This window comes from Mycolicibacterium fallax (assembly GCF_010726955.1).
GTDB lineage: Bacteria > Actinomycetota > Actinomycetes > Mycobacteriales > Mycobacteriaceae > Mycobacterium > Mycobacterium fallax.
The window spans coordinates 1,769,272-1,785,613 of sequence record NZ_AP022603.1; the positions used below are offsets into that span (position 1 = coordinate 1,769,272).

General features: G+C 71.1%; 14 protein-coding genes. 12 read left to right on the top strand and 2 right to left on the bottom strand.

The annotated features are described in order from the left end of the window. Positions 1–1,116 (bottom strand): peptide chain release factor 2, encoded by a 1,116-nt coding sequence (gene prfB / locus G6N10_RS08380; RefSeq protein WP_085097852.1) that lies wholly within the window; start codon positions 1,114–1,116, stop codon positions 1–3. A gap of 138 nt (positions 1,117–1,254) precedes the next feature. Here prfB and G6N10_RS08385 point away from each other — a divergent pair, with 138 nt between their 5' ends. The 3 genes from G6N10_RS08385 to G6N10_RS08395 all read left to right on the top strand — a co-directional run bounded on the left by G6N10_RS08385 (position 1,255) and on the right by G6N10_RS08395 (position 6,065). Continuing rightward, the gene (locus tag G6N10_RS08385; RefSeq protein ID WP_085097894.1) at positions 1,255–2,619 is read left to right on the top strand and encodes an FAD-dependent oxidoreductase; all 1,365 of its coding nucleotides are present in this window, start codon (positions 1,255–1,257) and stop codon (positions 2,617–2,619) included. An 83-nt stretch (positions 2,620–2,702) separates the two neighbouring features. Continuing rightward, positions 2,703–5,501: an aconitate hydratase gene (gene acnA / locus G6N10_RS08390; protein WP_085097849.1), complete on the top strand. Its 2,799-nt coding sequence runs from the start codon at positions 2,703–2,705 to the stop codon at positions 5,499–5,501. A gap of 93 nt (positions 5,502–5,594) precedes the next feature. Next, positions 5,595–6,065: a carboxymuconolactone decarboxylase family protein gene (locus G6N10_RS08395; RefSeq protein WP_085097846.1), complete on the top strand. Its 471-nt coding sequence runs from the start codon at positions 5,595–5,597 to the stop codon at positions 6,063–6,065. Here G6N10_RS08395 and G6N10_RS08400 read toward each other — a convergent pair. Further along, positions 6,062–6,400 carry a hypothetical protein gene (locus G6N10_RS08400; protein ID WP_085097843.1) on the bottom strand — a complete coding sequence of 113 codons (339 nt, stop codon included), beginning with the start codon at positions 6,398–6,400 and terminating at the stop codon, positions 6,062–6,064. The two genes, G6N10_RS08395 and G6N10_RS08400, sit on opposite strands and share 4 nt — an antisense overlap. 141 nt (positions 6,401–6,541) lie before the next feature. Here G6N10_RS08400 and hisN point away from each other — a divergent pair, with 141 nt between their 5' ends. The 9 genes from hisN to G6N10_RS08445 all read left to right on the top strand — a co-directional run bounded on the left by hisN (position 6,542) and on the right by G6N10_RS08445 (position 16,337). Beyond that, the gene (hisN, locus tag G6N10_RS08405) at positions 6,542–7,327 is read left to right on the top strand and encodes a histidinol-phosphatase (protein WP_085097841.1); all 786 of its coding nucleotides are present in this window, start codon (positions 6,542–6,544) and stop codon (positions 7,325–7,327) included. Between the two features lie 98 nt (positions 7,328–7,425). Next, a complete protein-coding gene (locus G6N10_RS08410; RefSeq protein WP_085097838.1) occupies positions 7,426–8,799 on the top strand; it encodes an acyl-CoA dehydrogenase family protein in 1,374 nt (457 codons plus the stop codon). 33 nt (positions 8,800–8,832) lie between these two features. Then, a complete protein-coding gene (locus G6N10_RS08415) occupies positions 8,833–10,047 on the top strand; it encodes an acyl-CoA dehydrogenase family protein (protein WP_085097834.1) in 1,215 nt (404 codons plus the stop codon). A gap of 103 nt (positions 10,048–10,150) precedes the next feature. Then, positions 10,151–11,317 carry an acyl-CoA dehydrogenase family protein gene (locus G6N10_RS08420; protein WP_085097831.1) on the top strand — a complete coding sequence of 389 codons (1,167 nt, stop codon included), beginning with the start codon at positions 10,151–10,153 and terminating at the stop codon, positions 11,315–11,317. A gap of 7 nt (positions 11,318–11,324) precedes the next feature. After that, positions 11,325–11,885: a TetR/AcrR family transcriptional regulator gene (locus tag G6N10_RS08425; protein ID WP_085097828.1), complete on the top strand. Its 561-nt coding sequence runs from the start codon at positions 11,325–11,327 to the stop codon at positions 11,883–11,885. Between the two features lie 13 nt (positions 11,886–11,898). Beyond that, positions 11,899–13,014: a homogentisate 1,2-dioxygenase gene (locus tag G6N10_RS08430; RefSeq protein ID WP_085097826.1), complete on the top strand. Its 1,116-nt coding sequence runs from the start codon at positions 11,899–11,901 to the stop codon at positions 13,012–13,014. Between the two features lies 1 nt (position 13,015). Then, positions 13,016–14,227, top strand: coding sequence for an alpha/beta hydrolase (locus G6N10_RS08435; RefSeq protein WP_085097823.1), 1,212 nt, complete (start codon positions 13,016–13,018; stop codon positions 14,225–14,227). Next, entirely contained in the window at positions 14,224–15,429 is a 1,206-nt protein-coding gene (locus G6N10_RS08440) for a CaiB/BaiF CoA transferase family protein (RefSeq protein ID WP_085097820.1), read from the top strand. The genes G6N10_RS08435 and G6N10_RS08440 overlap by 4 nt, the downstream gene beginning before the upstream one ends. Next, entirely contained in the window at positions 15,426–16,337 is a 912-nt protein-coding gene (locus G6N10_RS08445; RefSeq protein ID WP_085097817.1) for a hydroxymethylglutaryl-CoA lyase, read from the top strand. Before G6N10_RS08440 ends, G6N10_RS08445 begins: the two co-directional genes overlap by 4 nt. Positions 16,338–16,342: the final 5 nt, after the last annotated feature.

The following is a 16,342-nucleotide window of genomic DNA, read 5'->3' on the forward strand; positions in this document are numbered from 1 at the left end:
TTATTCGTCGTCCTTGCGATTGCGCCAGCGGATGCCGGCCTCCAAAAATCCATCGATGTCGCCGTCGAGCACCGCGCCCGGGTTGCCGACCTCGAACTCGGTGCGCAGGTCCTTGACCATCTGGTACGGGTGCAGCACGTAGGACCGCATCTGGTTGCCCCAGGAACTGCCGCCGTCACCCTTGAGGGCGTCCATCTCGGCGCGTTCCTCCTGGCGCTTGCGTTCGAGCAGCTTGGCCTGCAGCACCCGCATCGCCGACACCTTGTTCTGCAGCTGCGATTTCTCGTTCTGACAGGTCACCACGACGCCGGTCGGGATGTGGGTCAGCCGGACCGCCGAGTCGGTGGTGTTGACCGACTGCCCGCCCGGCCCCGAGGAGCGGTACACGTCGACGCGGACGTCGTTCTCCGGGATGTCGATGCTGTCGGCGGTCTCCACCACCGGCAGCACCTCAACGTCGGCGAACGAGGTCTGCCGCCGGCTCTGGTTGTCGAACGGGCTGATCCGCACCAGTCGGTGGGTGCCCTGCTCCACCGACAGGGTGCCGTAGGCGTACGGGGCGTGCACGGCGAACGTCGCGCTCTTGATCCCCGCCTCCTCGGCGTAGGACACGTCGAACACCTCGACGCCGTACTTGTGCTGCTCGGCCCACCGGACGTACATCCGCATCAGCATCTCGGCCCAGTCGGCGGCGTCCACCCCACCGGCCCCGGACCGGATGGTGACGACGGCCTCGCGCGCGTCGTACTCCCCGGACAGCAGGGTCCGAACCTCCATCGCCTCGATGTCCTCGCGCAGCTGGGCCAGCTCAGCGTCGGCGTCGGCCCGGGCGCTCGTCGCGTCGGCGCCGGACTCCTCGGCGGCCAGCTCGTAGAGCACCGGCAGGTCATCGAGGCGTCCGCGCAGTTCCTCCACCCGACGCAGCTCGCCCTGGGCGTAGGACAGCTCACTGGTGACCTGCTGCGCGCGGGTCTGGTCGTCCCACAGCTTCGGATCCGACGCCTCGATTTCCAGGTTCGCGATGCGCGCCCGCAGACCGTCGACATCGAGCACCCGCTCCACCGTCGTCAAGGTGGTGTCGAGTGCGCCAATTTCAATGCTGAGGTCGGGGTCCACGGGTGTCCAGGTTACCGGCGCGCACAACCGCCCCGGTCGGCGGCGGGGGCCGGGTTACAGTCGGGAGGAGCGCCGACTGCAGCCCACCCGCGCGCTCCGGTAGCCGGGGTGCAGCCCACCCGGGCGGAAAGGCAGGCCATGCGCGCCTATCACGTAGCGGTTGTCGGCTCCGGCCCGTCCGGTTTCTTCGCCGCGGCGGCCCTGCTGCGGGCCGCCAAGGAATCCGGCGAATACCAACTCCGGGTCGACATGCTGGAGATGCTGCCGACGCCCTGGGGCCTGGTCCGCTCCGGCGTGGCGCCGGATCACCCCAAGATCAAGTCGATCAGCCGGCAGTTCGAGAAGTTCGCCGCCGATCCGGGTTTCCGCTTCTTCGGCAACGTCACCGTCGGCGATCAGGTCAGCGCCGCCGATCTGGCGCAGCGCTACGACGCGGTGATCTACGCCGTCGGCGCCCAGACCGACCGCCCGCTCGGCATTCCCGGCGAGGACCTGCCCGGCAGCCTGGCCGCCGTCGAGTTCGTCGGCTGGTACAACGCCCACCCGCACTTCCACGACCTGGCGCCGGACCTGTCCGGGGCGCGGGCGGTGGTGGTCGGCAACGGCAACGTCGCGCTCGACGTGGCGCGGATGCTGGTGTCGGACTGCGACGAGTTGGCCGCCACCGACGTCGCCGACCACGCGCTGGACGCGCTGCGCGGCAGCGGGGTGCAGGAGGTGGTGATCATTGGGCGGCGCGGCCCGCTGCAGGCCCCGTTCACCACCCTGGAGCTGCGCGAGCTCGGCGAGATGGCCTCGATGGCCGACGTCGACGTGATCGTCGACCCCGCCGACCTGGCCGGCATCACCGCCGAGGACGCGGCCGCCGCCGGACACACCGTGAAACTGAACATCGAGGTGCTGCGCGGCTTCGCCGAGCGGCCACCGGCCGGGCGGGCAAAGCGCATCGTGTTCCGGTTCTGCACCTCCCCGATCGAGATCCGCGGCCAGGACCGGGTCTCCTCGATCGTGCTGGGCCGCAACGAATTGGTCGCCGAGAACGGCCGCCTGGTCGCCAAGGACACCGGCACGCGCGAGGAACTGCCCGCGCAGCTGGTGGTGCGCGCGGTCGGCTACCGCGGCGAGCCGACCGAGGGCCTGCCGTTCGACGACCGCGGCGGCATCATCCCCAACGTCGAGGGCCGCGTCGACGGCAGCACCAACGAGTACGTCGTCGGCTGGATCAAGCGCGGGCCGTCCGGGGTGATCGGCCACAACAAGAAGGATTCCACCGAGGTCGCGGACCTGGTGCTGGCCGATCTGCGCGACCGCGAACCGGTGTCGCAGGCCGAGGATCGCGCCGCGCAGCTGGCCGACTGGCTGCTGTCGCGGCAGCCCGCGCTGGTCACCGCCGAGCACTGGCGCACCATCGACGATCACGAGCGCGGTGCCGGCGAGCCGCACGGCCGGCCCCGGGTGAAGCTGCCGACGGTTCCCGGACTGCTGGCCGTCGGGCACGGCTGACCTGCCCGGACCGGGTGCCGGGGGGCCGGAACCGGGCTACGTTGGAAGGTAGCCCACCCTTCCCCACCAGCACGGAGGTCACCATGGCCACCGATATCGGCAACAGTTTCGGCACCGGCGATCAGCTCACCGTCGACGACATCGGCTACCGCATTCATCGCCTGGACCGCCTCGACGGCGTCGCCCGACTGCCCTACAGCCTGAAGGTGCTGCTGGAGAACCTGCTGCGCAACGAGGACGGCCGGCTGGTCACCGCCGAACAGATCGACGCCCTGGTGGCCTGGGATCCCGCCGCCGCGCACGGCCGCGAGGTGGCGTTCACCCCGGCCCGGGTGCTGATGCAGGACTTCACCGGGGTGCCGTGCGTGGTCGACCTGGTCGCCATGCGCGACGCCATCACCGCCCTGGGCGGCGACCCGCAGCGGATCAACCCGCTGTGCCCGACCGAGCTGGTGATCGACCACTCGGTGATCGCCGACGTCTTCGGCCGCGCCGACGCCTTCCGGGTCAACGCCGAGCTGGAGTTCGACCGCAACGCCGAGCGCTATCAGCTGCTGCGCTGGGCGCAGCAGGCATTCACCGATTTCTCCGTGGTACCCCCGAACACCGGCATCTGCCATCAGGTGAACCTGGAGTACCTGTCCCGGGTGGTGTTCACCCGGGACACCCCCGACGGCCCGCTGGCCTATCCGGACACCCTGGTGGGCACCGACTCACACACCCCGATGGTCAACGGGCTCGGCGTGCTGGGCTGGGGCGTCGGCGGCATCGAGGCGGAGGCCGCGATGCTCGGCCAGCCGATGAGCATGCTGATCCCGCCGGTGGTCGGGCTGAAGCTGACCGGTGAAATGCCGCCGGGAACCACCGCCACCGACCTGGTGCTGACCGTCGCCGAACTGCTGCGCCGCACCGGGGTGGTGGGCAAGTTCGTCGAGTTCTTCGGGCCCGGGGTGCCCAATGTGCCGCTGGCCAACCGCGCCACCATCGGGAACATGAGCCCCGAGTACGGCGCCACCTGCGCGATCTTCCCGATCGACCGGGTGACGCTGGACTACCTGAGGCTGACCGGCCGCGATGAGCACCGGATCGGGCTGGTGGAGCGCTACGCCAAGGAGCAGGGCCTGTGGCATGAGCCCGGGCACCAGCCGCAGTACTCCCAGATCGTCGAACTCGACCTGTCCGGCATCGAGCCGTCGATCGCCGGACCGAAGCGCCCGCAGGACCGCATCCCGCTGCGGGCCGCGCCGAACGTGGTCGCCGGGCTGCTCACCGGCGCCGAGTCCACCGAACGGGCCCTCTCCGCGCTCGACGAGGCCTCCGCGGGCTCGTTCCCGGCCAGCGACCCGATCGCCTTCGGCACCGACAGCCAGGCCGCCGGCCGTCCGCGCACCCCGAGCCGCGTCGAGGGCGACCAGGCCTGGCCGTCGGCGCCGGTGCCGGTGCGCCTCGCCGACGGCACCGCCTTCGACCTGGACAACGGGCACGTGGTGATCGCCGCGATCACCTCCTGCACCAACACCTCCAACCCGTCGGTGATGGTGGGTGCCGCGCTGCTGGCCAGAAACGCGGTGCGCCGCGGCCTGACCCGCAAGCCGTGGGTGAAGACCACCCTCGCGCCGGGCTCCCGGGTCGTCACCGATTACTACGAAAAGGCCGGTCTCACCGAGTATTTGGAGAAGCTGGGGTTCAACCTGGTGGGCTACGGCTGCACCACCTGCATCGGTAACTCCGGGCCGCTGATCCCCGAGGTCAGCACCGCCGTCGTCGATGCCGACCTGACCGTCTGCTCGGTGCTGTCGGGCAACCGCAACTTCGAGGGCCGGATCCACCCGGAGACCAAGATGAACTTCCTGGCCTCCCCGCCGCTGGTGGTGGCCTACGCGCTGGTCGGCACCATGCACACCAACCTGCTGACCGACCCGCTCGGCGTCGGCGATGACGGCCAACCGGTCTACCTGCGTGACATCTGGCCCACCGAGGCCGAGATCGCCGCGGTGGTCGGGGAAAACCTGCGGGCCGAGATGTTCACCGACAGCTACGCCGACGTCTTCACCGGCGACGACCGGTGGCGGGCGCTGCCGGTGCCCGACGGCGACACGTTCGGCTGGGATGCCGACTCGACCTATGTGCGGCAACCGCCGTACTTCGACGGCATGGCCCGCGAGCCCGTCGCGCTGCGCGACATCGGCGGCGCGCGGGTGCTGGCCAAGCTCGGCGACTCGGTGACCACCGACCACATCAGCCCGGCCGGATCCATCCGGGCGGACTCCCCGGCCGGGGTCTACCTGGCCGGGCACGGCATCGCCCGCGGGGATTTCAACTCCTACGGTTCCCGGCGCGGCAACCACGAGGTGATGATCCGCGGCACCTTCGCCAACATCCGGTTGCGTAACCAGTTGGCCCCCGGCACCGAGGGCGGATTCACCCGCGACTTCACCCGCGCGGACGCGCCGGTGACCACCATCTACGACGCGTCGGCGAATTATCTGGCCGCCGGCGTCCCGCTGGTGGTCCTGGCCGGCAAGGAGTACGGCTCGGGGTCCTCGCGGGACTGGGCCGCCAAGGGCACCGCGCTGCTCGGCGTGCAGGCGGTGATCGCCGAATCCTATGAACGCATCCACCGGTCCAACCTGATCGGCATGGGGGTGCTGCCGTTGCAGTTCCCCGAGGGCCAGAGCGCGGAATCGCTCGGGCTGACCGGAACCGAGACCTTCGACATCACCGGGGTGACCGCGTTGGCCGACGGGATTCCGCGAGCCGTCCGGGTCCGCGCCGGCGCCGTCGAGTTCGACGCGGTGGTGCGCATCGACACCCCCGGGGAGGCCGACTATTACCGGCACGGCGGCATCATGCCCTACGTGGTGCGCCAGCTGCTCGGCTGATCACACCCGCCTGGAACCTCGGCTAATCCACTACCGCACAAAGCTTTTCGCTCTTCGACCGACGGCGCCGCGGCGGCGGCGTACCGTCGAAGTATGGGTACTGCACGTTTGGACGTCAACAGCATCGACCCGAAGGCCACCAAGGCCGTTTTCGCGATGGAGCACTATGCCCGCAGCTGCGGGCTGGACCCCGCGCTCTACGAGCTGATCAAGATTCGCGCCTCGCAGCTCAACGGCTGCGCGTACTGCCTGGACATGCACACCCGCGACGCGCGCGCCGCCGGCGAGACGTCGCGGCGCATCGACGTGCTGGCGGCCTGGCGCGAGGCGCCCGCGCTCTACACCGCGGCCGAGCGGGCCGCCCTCGACCTGACCGAGGCGGTCACCCTGATCGGTGAGGCCGGGGTGCCCGAGCCGGTGTGGCAGCGGGTGACCGAGCATTTCGATGAGTCCGGGATCGTGCACCTGTTGATGGCGATCGCGGTGATCAACGTGTGGAACCGGCTGGCGGTGGCCACCCACCAGCAGTTGCCCGACGACGGCGCCGCCGCCGCCGGGAATTAGGCCTGCGGCGGCTCGACCGGCTCGGCGGCGAACCGCCAGTTGTCCGGGTTCTTGATCGAGTAGTCCACCGGGATCAGCTGTCCGATCGTCGGCCAGGCGTCCACGTCCACCGCCAGCTGCTGGTAGATGACGTGTTCGGCGACCGTCGGGCCCTTGATCACGCCGGTGACGGTCACGTACTGCTCACCGGTGGCGTCCGGGCGGGGACTGACGCCGGTGAGCAGCAGCTCGCCGCGCGCGGTGTCGTCCGCACCGCGGGGGCCGGACTTGCGCACCAGCGGCACGACGATCAGGGCGATGGCCCCGACCAGCAGCAGAATGATCAGGAACTCCATGCCGCAATCGTAGGCCGGGCCCGGCGGGCACCGCGAGCATCGGGATCGGCGGGCATCGGGATCGGCGGGCACCGGGATCCGCGGGCCCGGACACGCGCGGCCGGGTCCGCGGGCGCGGATCCGCGTGGTAGGACAACTGCCATGGACATCGCCGCCTCCCCTGAGGACCTCGCCCTCGCCCTGGAACTCGCCGCGCACGCCGACTCGGTGACGCTGCAGCGGTTCGGGGCGCTGGACCTGGCCGTGGACACCAAGCCGGATCTGACCCCGGTCACCGACGCCGACAGCCGCACCGAGTCCGAGCTGCGGGAGATCCTGGCCCGCCGACGGCCCGACGACGCGGTCTTCGGCGAGGAGTTCGGTGGCCGCACCGGCGCCGGCCGCGGCTGGGTGATCGACCCGATCGACGGCACCAAGAACTTCGTCCGCGGGGTGCCGGTGTGGGCCTCGCTGATCGCCTTGCTGCAGGACGGTGTGCCGGTCGTCGGGGTGGTCAGCGCCCCGGCGCTGGGGCGGCGCTGGTGGGCCGGCACCGGCCTGGGTGCGCACACCTCGGCGTTCGGCCGCACCCGGCCGATCGCGGTGTCGCAGGTCGACGATCTCGCCGCGGCCAGCCTGTCCTTCTCGTCGCTGTCGGGCTGGGCCGACCGCGGGCTGCGGGAGGAGTTCGTCGCGCTCACCGACGCGGTGTGGCGGATCCGCGGCTACGGCGATTTCTGGTCATATTGCCTGGTGGCCGAGGGCGCGGTGGACATCGCCGCGGAGCCCGAGGTGGCGCTGTGGGACCTGGCCGCGGTGGACGTACTGGTCCGCGAGGCCGGTGGCGCGTTCACCGCGCTGGACGGGACGCCCGGACCGCACGGCGGCAGCGCGGTGGCGAGCAACGGGCTGCTGCAGGACGAGGTGCTGAGCCGGCTGTCCCGCTGACGCGGCGTGTGAGTTCGGCAACAATGCACCGATCTTACTTTTGAGTAAGATACGGTTACGGCATCCGGTACCCGACCGAGCCAGAGGTTGCTGAACCCATGAGCAAAAAAACGTCCACCAAGAAATCCGGCCACGAGAGCGCCGTCGGCCTGCAGCGCCACAAGCGCACCGCGGTCGACATCGGCCTTGCGGTCCTCACGCCGCTGGTCGGCCAGGAATTCCTCGACAAGTACGGCCTGCGCGACCCGCTCAACCGCGGGCTGCGCTACGGCGTGCGGACCGCGTTCTCCACCGCGGGCGCGGCCACCCGGCAGTTCAACCGCGTCAGCGGCGGCGGCCAGGCCCCGACCCGGCTCAAGGCCAGCGGTTCGGATTACTTCGACCTGACCCCCGACGAGGATCAGCAGATGATCGTCGACACGGTCCGGGAGTTCTCCGCCGAGATCCTGCGCCCGGCCGCCCACGACGCCGACGCCGCCGCCGGCTACCCGGCCGACCTGACCGCCAAGGCCGCCGAGCTCGGCGTCACCGCGATCAACGTCCCGGAGAACTTCGACGGCATCGCCGCGCAGCGCTCCACCGTCACCAACGCCCTGGTGGCCGAGGCGCTGGCCTACGGCGACATGGGCCTGGCACTGCCGATCCTGGCCCCCGGCGGCGTCGCCTCGGCGCTCACCCACTGGGGCAGCGCCGACCAGCAGGCCACCTACCTCAGCGCGTTCTCCGGCGAGCAGGTGCCACAGGCCTGCGTGGCGATCGCCGAACCGCACCCGCTGTTCGATCCGACCGCGCTGAAGACCACCGCGGTGCGCACCCCCAGCGGCTACCGGCTCGACGGGATCAAGTCCCTGGTTCCGGCCGCCGCCGACGCCGAGGTGTTCATCATCGCCGCGCAACTGGGCGGCAAGCCGGCGATGTTCATCGTCGAATCCGACACCGCGGGCCTGACCGTGCGGGCCGACCCGAGCATGGGCCTGCGCGCCGCGGCACTGGGCCGCATCGAGCTCAACGGCGTCACCGTTCCGCTGGGCAACCGACTCGGCGAGGACGCCGCGACCGACGAGGACTACTCCGATGCCATCGCGCTGTCCCGGCTGGGCTGGGCATCGCTGGCGGTCGGCACCAGCCACGCCGTGCTCGACTACGTCATCCCCTACGTCAAGGAACGCGAGGCGTTCGGCGAGCCGATCGCCCGCCGCCAGTCAGTCGCGTTCATGTGCGCCAACATCGCCATCGAGCTCGACGGGCTGCGGCTGGTGGTCTGGCGCGGGGCCTCCCGCGCCGAGCAGGGCATGCCGTTCGCTCGCGAGGCCGCACTGGCCCGCAAGCTCGCCACCGACCGCGGCATGCAGATCGGCAACGACGGCGTGCAGCTGCTCGGCGGCCACGGCTACACCAAGGAACACCCGGTCGAGCGCTGGTACCGCGATCTGCGCGGTGTCGGCGTCGCCGAGGGTGTCGTGGTCCTGTAAGCCCCTGACTGGAATAGAACGGAAAAACCTGACATGGCAATCAATCTGGAACTCCCCAAGAAGCTGAAGGCCGTCGCCGAGAAGGGCCACCAGGGTGCGGCCGAGATGTTCCGGCCGATCTCGCGCAAGTACGACCTGGCCGAGCACGCCTACCCGGTCGAGCTGGACACCCTCGCGGAGCTGTTCGACGGCATCTCCGAGGCCGGCACGGTCTCCTTCGCCGGCGCCGACGCCTTCCACGGCGCCGAGGCCGGCAGCAAGAAGAACGTCAACGGCGCCAACATGTCCGCGCTGATCAACGCGATCGAGGTGTCCTGGGGCGACGTCGCGCTGCTGCTGAGCGTGCCGCGCCAGGGCCTGGGCAACGCCGCGATCTCCTCGGTGGCCAACCCCGAGCAGCTGGAGCGGTTCGGCAAGAACGTGTGGGCCTCGATGGCCATCACCGAGCCCAGCTTCGGCTCGGACTCGGCTGCGGTCACCACCACGGCCACCCTCGACGGCGACGAGTACGTGATCAACGGCGAGAAGATCTTCGTGACCGCCGGATCGCGGGCCGGCCACATCGTGGTGTGGGCGTCGCTGGACAAGTCCAAGGGGCGCGCGGCGATCAAGTCGTTCGTCGTCCCGCGCGAGACGCCCGGCGTCATCGTGGAGCGCCTCGAGCACAAGCTCGGCATCAAGGCCTCCGACACCGCGGTGATCCGCTTCGACAACGTCCGGATCCCCAAGGAGAACCTGCTGGGCAGCCCGGAGATCGACGTCGACAAGGGCTTCGGCGGGGTGATGGAGACCTTCGACAACACCCGGCCGCTGGTGGCCGGGATGGCCGTCGGGTGTGCCCGCGCCGCGCTGGAGGAACTGCGCCGCATCCTCATCGACGCCGGCGTGGAGATCTCCTACAACAAGCCCGCGCACGCCCAGAGCGCGGCCGCAGCGGAGTTCCTCCGGATGGAGGCCGACTGGGAGGCCGGCTGGCTGCTGACCCTGCAGGCCGCCTGGATGGCCGACAACAAGGTGCCGAACTCCAAGGAAGCCTCGATGTGCAAGGCCAAGGCCGCCCGGGTCGGTAGCGACATCACCCTCAAGGCCGTCGAAATGGCCGGCACCGCAGGCTATTCCGAGGAGTCACTGCTGGAGAAGTGGGCTCGCGATTCGAAGATTCTGGACATCTTCGAGGGCACCCAGCAGATTCAGCAACTGGTGGTCGCCCGCCGACTGCTCGGCCTGTCCTCGGCCGAACTGAAGTAACCGGCTCCCACCTCGAATGCCCTCGGAACGCCACCGCGCTCCGGGGGCATTCGTCGTCTCCGGAACCCACGTGCCATACCAAACAGTATGGTACGTTCGCGACATGGTGGCCCCCGCCGATCCCGCAGCCGGCATCGGCGCGCCCTTCGTCGACCGGCTCGCCGAACGCGCCCCCGAGGCCGAGCGGTTGCGCCGGCTGCCCGCCCAGACCATCGCCGAGCTGGCCGAGTCCGGGTTCACCGACCTGCTGGTGCCGGCCCGCTTCGGCGGCCGCCAGGCCCGCTTCCCCGAACTGCTCAACCCGGTGCGCGAGATGGCGCACGGCTGCGTTTCCAGCGCCTGGACCATCGGCTTCTACGCGCTGCACAACTGGCTGACCGCACTGTTCGACGAGCGGGCCCAGGCCGAGGCGTTCGCCACCCGGCCGCTGCTGGCGCCGGCCACGCTGGCCCCCACCGGCCGCGGCAGGCCCGCCCCCGGCGGGGTGCGGCTGACCGGCCGCTGGTCCTGGGCAACCGGGGTGATGGATGCCAACTGGATCCTCGTCGGCGCGCTGTGCGGCCCCGACGACGCCCTCTACCCCGCGCTGGCGCTGCTGCCCGCCGACCGGGTCAGCGTGCACGACGTCTGGCACACCGACGGCATGTGCGCGACGGGCTCCAACGACGTCGGCATCGACGACGTGTTCGTTCCCGAGCACCGCCTGGTCGCGGTCCGCGACATCTACCGGGGCACCGCACCGGGGGCCGCCGCGCACGACCACCCGACCTACCGCTGGCCGATGGTGCCCGCCCTGGCGCTGCTGGCCGCCATGCCCGCCCTCGGCGCCGCCGAGCGGGTCACCGAGCTCTACGCCGACCGACTGGGCCGGCGGGTGCTGGCCTACCAGGGCGTGATTCAGCAGGATCAGCCGATCGCGCTGGCCCACCTCGGCGCGGCCCAGGTGCGGCTGCGCGCCCTGCACGGCCTGCTCGATTCGACGGTCGCCGCGATCGAAGCCGCGGTGACCGTCGGCGAACCGGTCCGCCGGCCGGCCCGCGCCCAGGCCCGGCTGGCCGCCGCCCACATCGTCGCCGAATCCCGGGCCGTCATCGGCGCGCTGCTGGCCGCCTCCGGCGCCAGTGCGCATTTCCTGGACAACCCGCTGCAGCGCGCCAAGCGCGACGTCGACGTGCTGGCCGGGCACGTCATCTTCGACTACGACACCAGCCGCGAACTCGCCGGCGCGCTGAGCGTCGGCGCCGCGGTGCCGTCGACGGCGATGATCTGAGACCGCCATGACCACCACCGGGACCCGCGGCCGACTGTCGGTGCAGGATTGGCTGGAGGCCGGCTTCAGCCTGCTGGCCGAAGCGGGCCGCCCGGCCCTGACGATCGACCGGCTCTGCGCGCAGCTGGGGGTCACCAAGGGCAGCTTCTACTGGCATTTCACCGGCATGGCTGGCTACCGCAGCGCACTGATCGAGGCCTGGGCCCAGCAGCGCGGCCGCGAACTGCCGATCCACCGCGCCGGCCCCGATCACCCGCCGCGCGAACGCCTTTCGATGATGACCGAGGCGCTGCTGCACCCGCGGCACTGGAAGCTCGAGCGGGCGATGCGGGAGTGGGCCCGCACCGACCCCGCGGTCGCGGCCAGCGTCACCGCCGGGGATCGCCGCGCCCGAAAGGCCGTCCGCCAGGCGTTTCTCGACCTGGGCTTTGAGGCCGCCGAGGCGGACCTGCGGGCCCAGCTGACCTTCGCCGCGGGGATGGGGTTCCTGCAGATGGCCAACAACTCCGCCCATCCGATGCCCGTCGCCCAGCGCGAACGGGTGCTGGACTTCATGACTCGGCCCTGACAGGAGCACCCCGATGGAATCCTTCGTCCAACTGCGCAAGGGCGTCACCCCCGGCCGGCTGCACACCGACCTGGCCGGGCTCAAGGACGACGAACTGGGCCGCGGCGGCTTCGTCGGCCGCACCGCCAGCCTGTACCGGCGCAACGACCCCACCGCATTCCGCAGCACCGGGCCGCTGCGCCCCACCGACGTGCTGAGCTCCGCGCTGGCTCCGCCCGAGGCCGTCGACCCCGACGGCGAGCCGCTGCCGCTGTTCTCCAACCAGGACTGCCGGGTGTCGCTGTCCCGGCGCACCGCGGCGATGCCGTTCTTCGTCCGCCACATCGACGGCGACCTGCTGTGCTTCACCCACGCCGGCAGCGGCCGCATCGACACCGAGTTCGGTCCGCTGGACTACCGCCCGGGCGACTGGATCTACCTGCCCAAGGCCTGCACCTGGCGCCAGCTCCCGGACGGCGAGTCGACGTTGCTGATGATCGAGGCCACCGACGAGTTCCGGGTGCCGCCCCCGGGTGCGCTGGGCCGACACTTCCCCTTCGACCCGAGCCAGCTGGTGATCCCCGAGCCGGTGGCCTTCGACGACGACGCCGGCCCGACCGGCGAGGACGGCTACCAGGTGCGGCTGCGGCACCGCCCCGTCGACGGCGCCGACACCACCACGCTGCACTACCCGCATCATCCGCTCGACGTGGTCGGCTGGCAGGGCGACAATTTCCCGTTCACCTTCAACATCGAGGACTACAACGTGGTGGCCTCCGAACGGATCCACCTGGTGCCGACCGCCCAGCTGTTCATGCAGGCCACCGGCGTGCAGGTGATGAACTTTCTGCCCCGGCCTGCCGAAACCGCGGCGGGGGCCGAGCGGGTGCCGTGGTATCACCGCAACGTCGACTTCGACGAGATCGCGTTCTTCCACGGCGGCTCGCTGTTCGGTGCGCCGATGCCGGCCGGGCTGATTTCCCATGCCCCGCAGGGCATTCACCACGGCGCCCCGGAGCGGGTCCGCGAGCGGGCGCGGCGCAAGTTCGACGACTTCGACCGGGTGGACTGGTCGGTGATCGCCATCGACACCCGTCGGCGCCTGGTTCCCTCGGCCGCCGTACTCGCCAACGATCTGGGGCAGCACTGACATGCACACCGCTGACAAGGACGCAGCCGAGCCGACCCGTCACGACTACAACCGGATCCCGTATCTGATCGCCTACCGCAATGATTCGGGGGTCCGCGACGTCTACGGCGGGCTGTCCGAACTGGTGGTGCTGGAAAGCCAGCTGCTGCGACCCCGGGACCACCCCAGCGACACCGTGCTGGTGTTCATGCACCCGATCGGCGGCGGCGCCTACCTGCCGATGATCAACGCGCTGGCCCGCGCCGGCCACCACGTCATCTACTGCAACAGCCGATTCCGCGGCACCGACTCGGCGCTGCTGATGGAGAAGGTCGTCGAAGATCTCGGCGAAGCCATCAAGGACGCCAAGAACCGGCTCGGCTACTCCAAGGTGGTGCTGGCCGGCTGGAGCGGCGGCGGCTCCCTGTCGGCCTTCTACCAGCAGCAGGCCCAGCACCCGACGATCACCGCCGCGCCGTCCGGCGACGGCCCGGATCTGACCCGCCTCGGCCTGATCCCGGCCGACGCGCTGCTGCTGCTGGCCGCCCACATCAGCCGGCACGGCACCCTCACCGAGTGGCTGGACGCCTCCATCGTGGACGAATCCGACCCGGACAACCGGGATCGGGAGCTGGATCTCTACGACCCGGACAACCCCAACCAGCCGCCGTACACCGCGGAGTTTCTGGACCGCTACCGGGCCGCGCAGATCGCCCGAAACCGCCGGATCACGGCCCGGGTCAAGGACAAGCTGGCCGCGTTGGCCGCCGCCGGCCGGCCCGACGAGGAATTCGCCTTCGTGGTGCACGGCACGATGGCCGACCCGCGCTGGCTGGACGCCACCGTCGACCCCAACGACCGCGCGCCCGGCAGCTGCTACCTGGGTGACCCGCGGGTGGTCAACAACGGCCCGTTCGGCCTGGCCCGGTTCTGCACGCTGCGCAGCTGGCTGTCGCAGTGGAGCTACGACGACGCCAACGGCGATGCGCTGACCGCCGGACCGGACATCGCGGTACCGACCCTGGTGATCGGCAACCTCGCCGACGACGCCTGCACACCCAGTCACACCCGCCGGCTGTTCGAGGCGATCGGGCACCCGGACAAGGAACTGCACGAGATCCCCGGTGCCAACCACTATTACGCCGGCGACGACCAGCGCGAGCCGCTGGCACGGGCGGTGGCCATCTGCACCGACTGGCTGGCCCGGCGCGGCTTCACCGGGGCGACGCGATGACGGCCATCGGCGCCCTGGACGGCATCCGGGTCATCGAGGTCGGCACGCTGATCTCCGGCCCGTTCGCCGGGCGGCTGCTCGGCGACATGGGCGCCGACGTCATCAAGGTCGAGCCGCCCGGGGCCCCGGATCCGCTGCGCACCTGGGGGCAGGCCGAGGTCGACGGCGAGCACGTGTTCTGGACCGTGCACGCCCGCAACAAGCGCGCGGTCACCCTCAACCTGCGTGACCCGCGCGGCCGGGAACTGTTCTGCGAACTCGTCGAACACGCCGACATCGTCGTGGAGAACTTCCGGCCCGGCACCCTGGAGCGCTGGGGACTGGGTTACGACGTGCTCTCGCAACGCAATCCGGGCATCATCCTGGTCCGGGTGTCCGGCTACGGGCAGACCGGGCCGAACGTGCACCGGGCCGGCTACGCCTCGGTCGCCGAGGCCGAATCCGGGCTTCGGCACATGAACGGCTTTCCCGGCGGCCCACCGCCGCGACTGGCGCTGTCACTCGGCGATTCGCTGGCCGGCATGTTCGCCGCCCAGGGCGCGCTGGCCGCACTGTACCGCCGCACCGTCACCGGCCGGGGCCAGATCGTCGACACCGCGCTCACCGAATCCTGTTTGGCCATACAGGAATCCGTCATCCCGGACTACGACGCCGGCGGGGTGGTGCGCGGCCCGTCGGGCACCCGGCTCGACGGCATCGCGCCATCGAACATCTACCGGAGCGCCGACGGCTCCTGGGTGGTGATCGCCGCCAACCAGGACACCGTGTTCGCCCGGCTGTGCGAGGCGATGGGCGCCCCGGAACTGGCCCGCGACGAACGGTTCGCCGACCACGGCGCCCGCGGGCGCAATCAGGATGAGTTGGACGCGATCATCGGGGCCTGGGCGGCGGCCCGCGCGCCCGCCGAGATCATCGAAACGCTGGCGGCGGCCGGGGTGATCGCCGGGCCGATCAACACCGTCGCCGAGGTCGTCGCCGATCCGCAACTGCTGGCCCGGGACATGATCGTCGAGCACTTCGACGAACGGCTGGGCCGAAACATCAAGGGGCCCGGGGTGATCCCGAAGCTGTCGGAGTCCCCCGGCGGGGTGCGGCACGCCGGGCCGGCCCGGGCCGGGCAGCACAATGTTGAGGTGTACCGGGATCTGCTCGGCCATGCCGCCGACGAGCTCGACCGGCTGGGCAAGGAGGGCGTGCTGTGAACCTGCCGGAAGCGGTGACGATCCGCGAGGTGTGCCTGCGCGACGGCCTGCAGCTGGAGAAGCCACTGCCGCTGGCCGACAAGCTGACGCTGCTGGCGGCGATCGTCGACACCGGGGTCCGCGAGATCGAGGCCACCGCGTTCGTATCCCCGTCGAAGGTGCCCGCGCTGGCCGACGCCGCCGAACTCGCCGCCGAGCTGCGTCGGTTCGACACTGTCGAGTTCTCCGCCCTGGTGGCCAGCGCCAACGGCGCCCGGCGCGCGCTGGCCGCCGGGTTCGGGTCCATCGAGTACGTGGTGTCGGCCTCCGACGGGCACAGCCGGGCCAACGTCGGGCGCTCCAGCGCGGAGGCGACGGCCGCCATCACCGATCTCGTCGGGCTGGCCCACGACGGCGGCGCGACCCTGGAGGTCATCATCGCCACCGCCTGGGACTGCCCGTTCGACGGCCCGACCCCGGCGCAGCGGGTGGTCGACATCGCCGCGGCGGCCACCCGGCTGGGTGCCGACCGGATCGCCGTCGCCGACACCATCGGCACCACCACCCCGGTGCGGGTGACCGAGCTGATCGCGGCGCTCCGGCCGGTGATCGACGGGCTGCCGCTGGGCGCGCACTTCCACAACACCCGCGGCACCGGGCTGGCCAGCGCGTATGCCGCCGTCGCCGCCGGGGTCACCCGGCTCGACGCCGCAGCGGGCGGGCTCGGCGGCTGCCCGTTCGCCCCCGGCGCCACCGGCAACATCGCCACCGAGGACCTGGTCTACCTGCTGCGCGACTGCGGGGTGCAGACCGGGATCGAGCTGCCCGCGGCCATCGCGGCGGCCGCCGTCGCGCAGCGCCTGGTCGGCCACGACCTGCCGAGCGCGCTCCTGCGGGCGGGCGACCGCCGGACGACGATCAAGCGGTGAGGCAC

Excerpts from the sequence above, each read along its gene's own strand:
- G6N10_RS08410 (WP_085097838.1), top strand. The coding sequence starts at position 7,426 with ATGAGCAAAAAAACGTCCACCAAGAAATCCGGCCACGAGAGCGCCGTC.
- G6N10_RS08385 (WP_085097894.1), top strand. The coding sequence starts at position 1,255 with ATGCGCGCCTATCACGTAGCGGTTGTCGGCTCCGGCCCGTCCGGTTTC.
- G6N10_RS08425 (WP_085097828.1), top strand. The coding sequence starts at position 11,325 with ATGACCACCACCGGGACCCGCGGCCGACTGTCGGTGCAGGATTGGCTG.
- acnA (WP_085097849.1), top strand. The coding sequence starts at position 2,703 with ATGGCCACCGATATCGGCAACAGTTTCGGCACCGGCGATCAGCTCACC.
- hisN (WP_085097841.1), top strand. The coding sequence starts at position 6,542 with ATGGACATCGCCGCCTCCCCTGAGGACCTCGCCCTCGCCCTGGAACTC.
- G6N10_RS08415 (WP_085097834.1), top strand. The coding sequence starts at position 8,833 with ATGGCAATCAATCTGGAACTCCCCAAGAAGCTGAAGGCCGTCGCCGAG.
- G6N10_RS08400 (WP_085097843.1), bottom strand. The coding sequence starts at position 6,400 with ATGGAGTTCCTGATCATTCTGCTGCTGGTCGGGGCCATCGCCCTGATC.
- G6N10_RS08440 (WP_085097820.1), top strand. The coding sequence starts at position 14,224 with ATGACGGCCATCGGCGCCCTGGACGGCATCCGGGTCATCGAGGTCGGC.
- G6N10_RS08435 (WP_085097823.1), top strand. The coding sequence starts at position 13,016 with ATGCACACCGCTGACAAGGACGCAGCCGAGCCGACCCGTCACGACTAC.
- G6N10_RS08430 (WP_085097826.1), top strand. The coding sequence starts at position 11,899 with ATGGAATCCTTCGTCCAACTGCGCAAGGGCGTCACCCCCGGCCGGCTG.
- G6N10_RS08420 (WP_085097831.1), top strand. The coding sequence starts at position 10,151 with ATGGTGGCCCCCGCCGATCCCGCAGCCGGCATCGGCGCGCCCTTCGTC.
- G6N10_RS08395 (WP_085097846.1), top strand. The coding sequence starts at position 5,595 with ATGGGTACTGCACGTTTGGACGTCAACAGCATCGACCCGAAGGCCACC.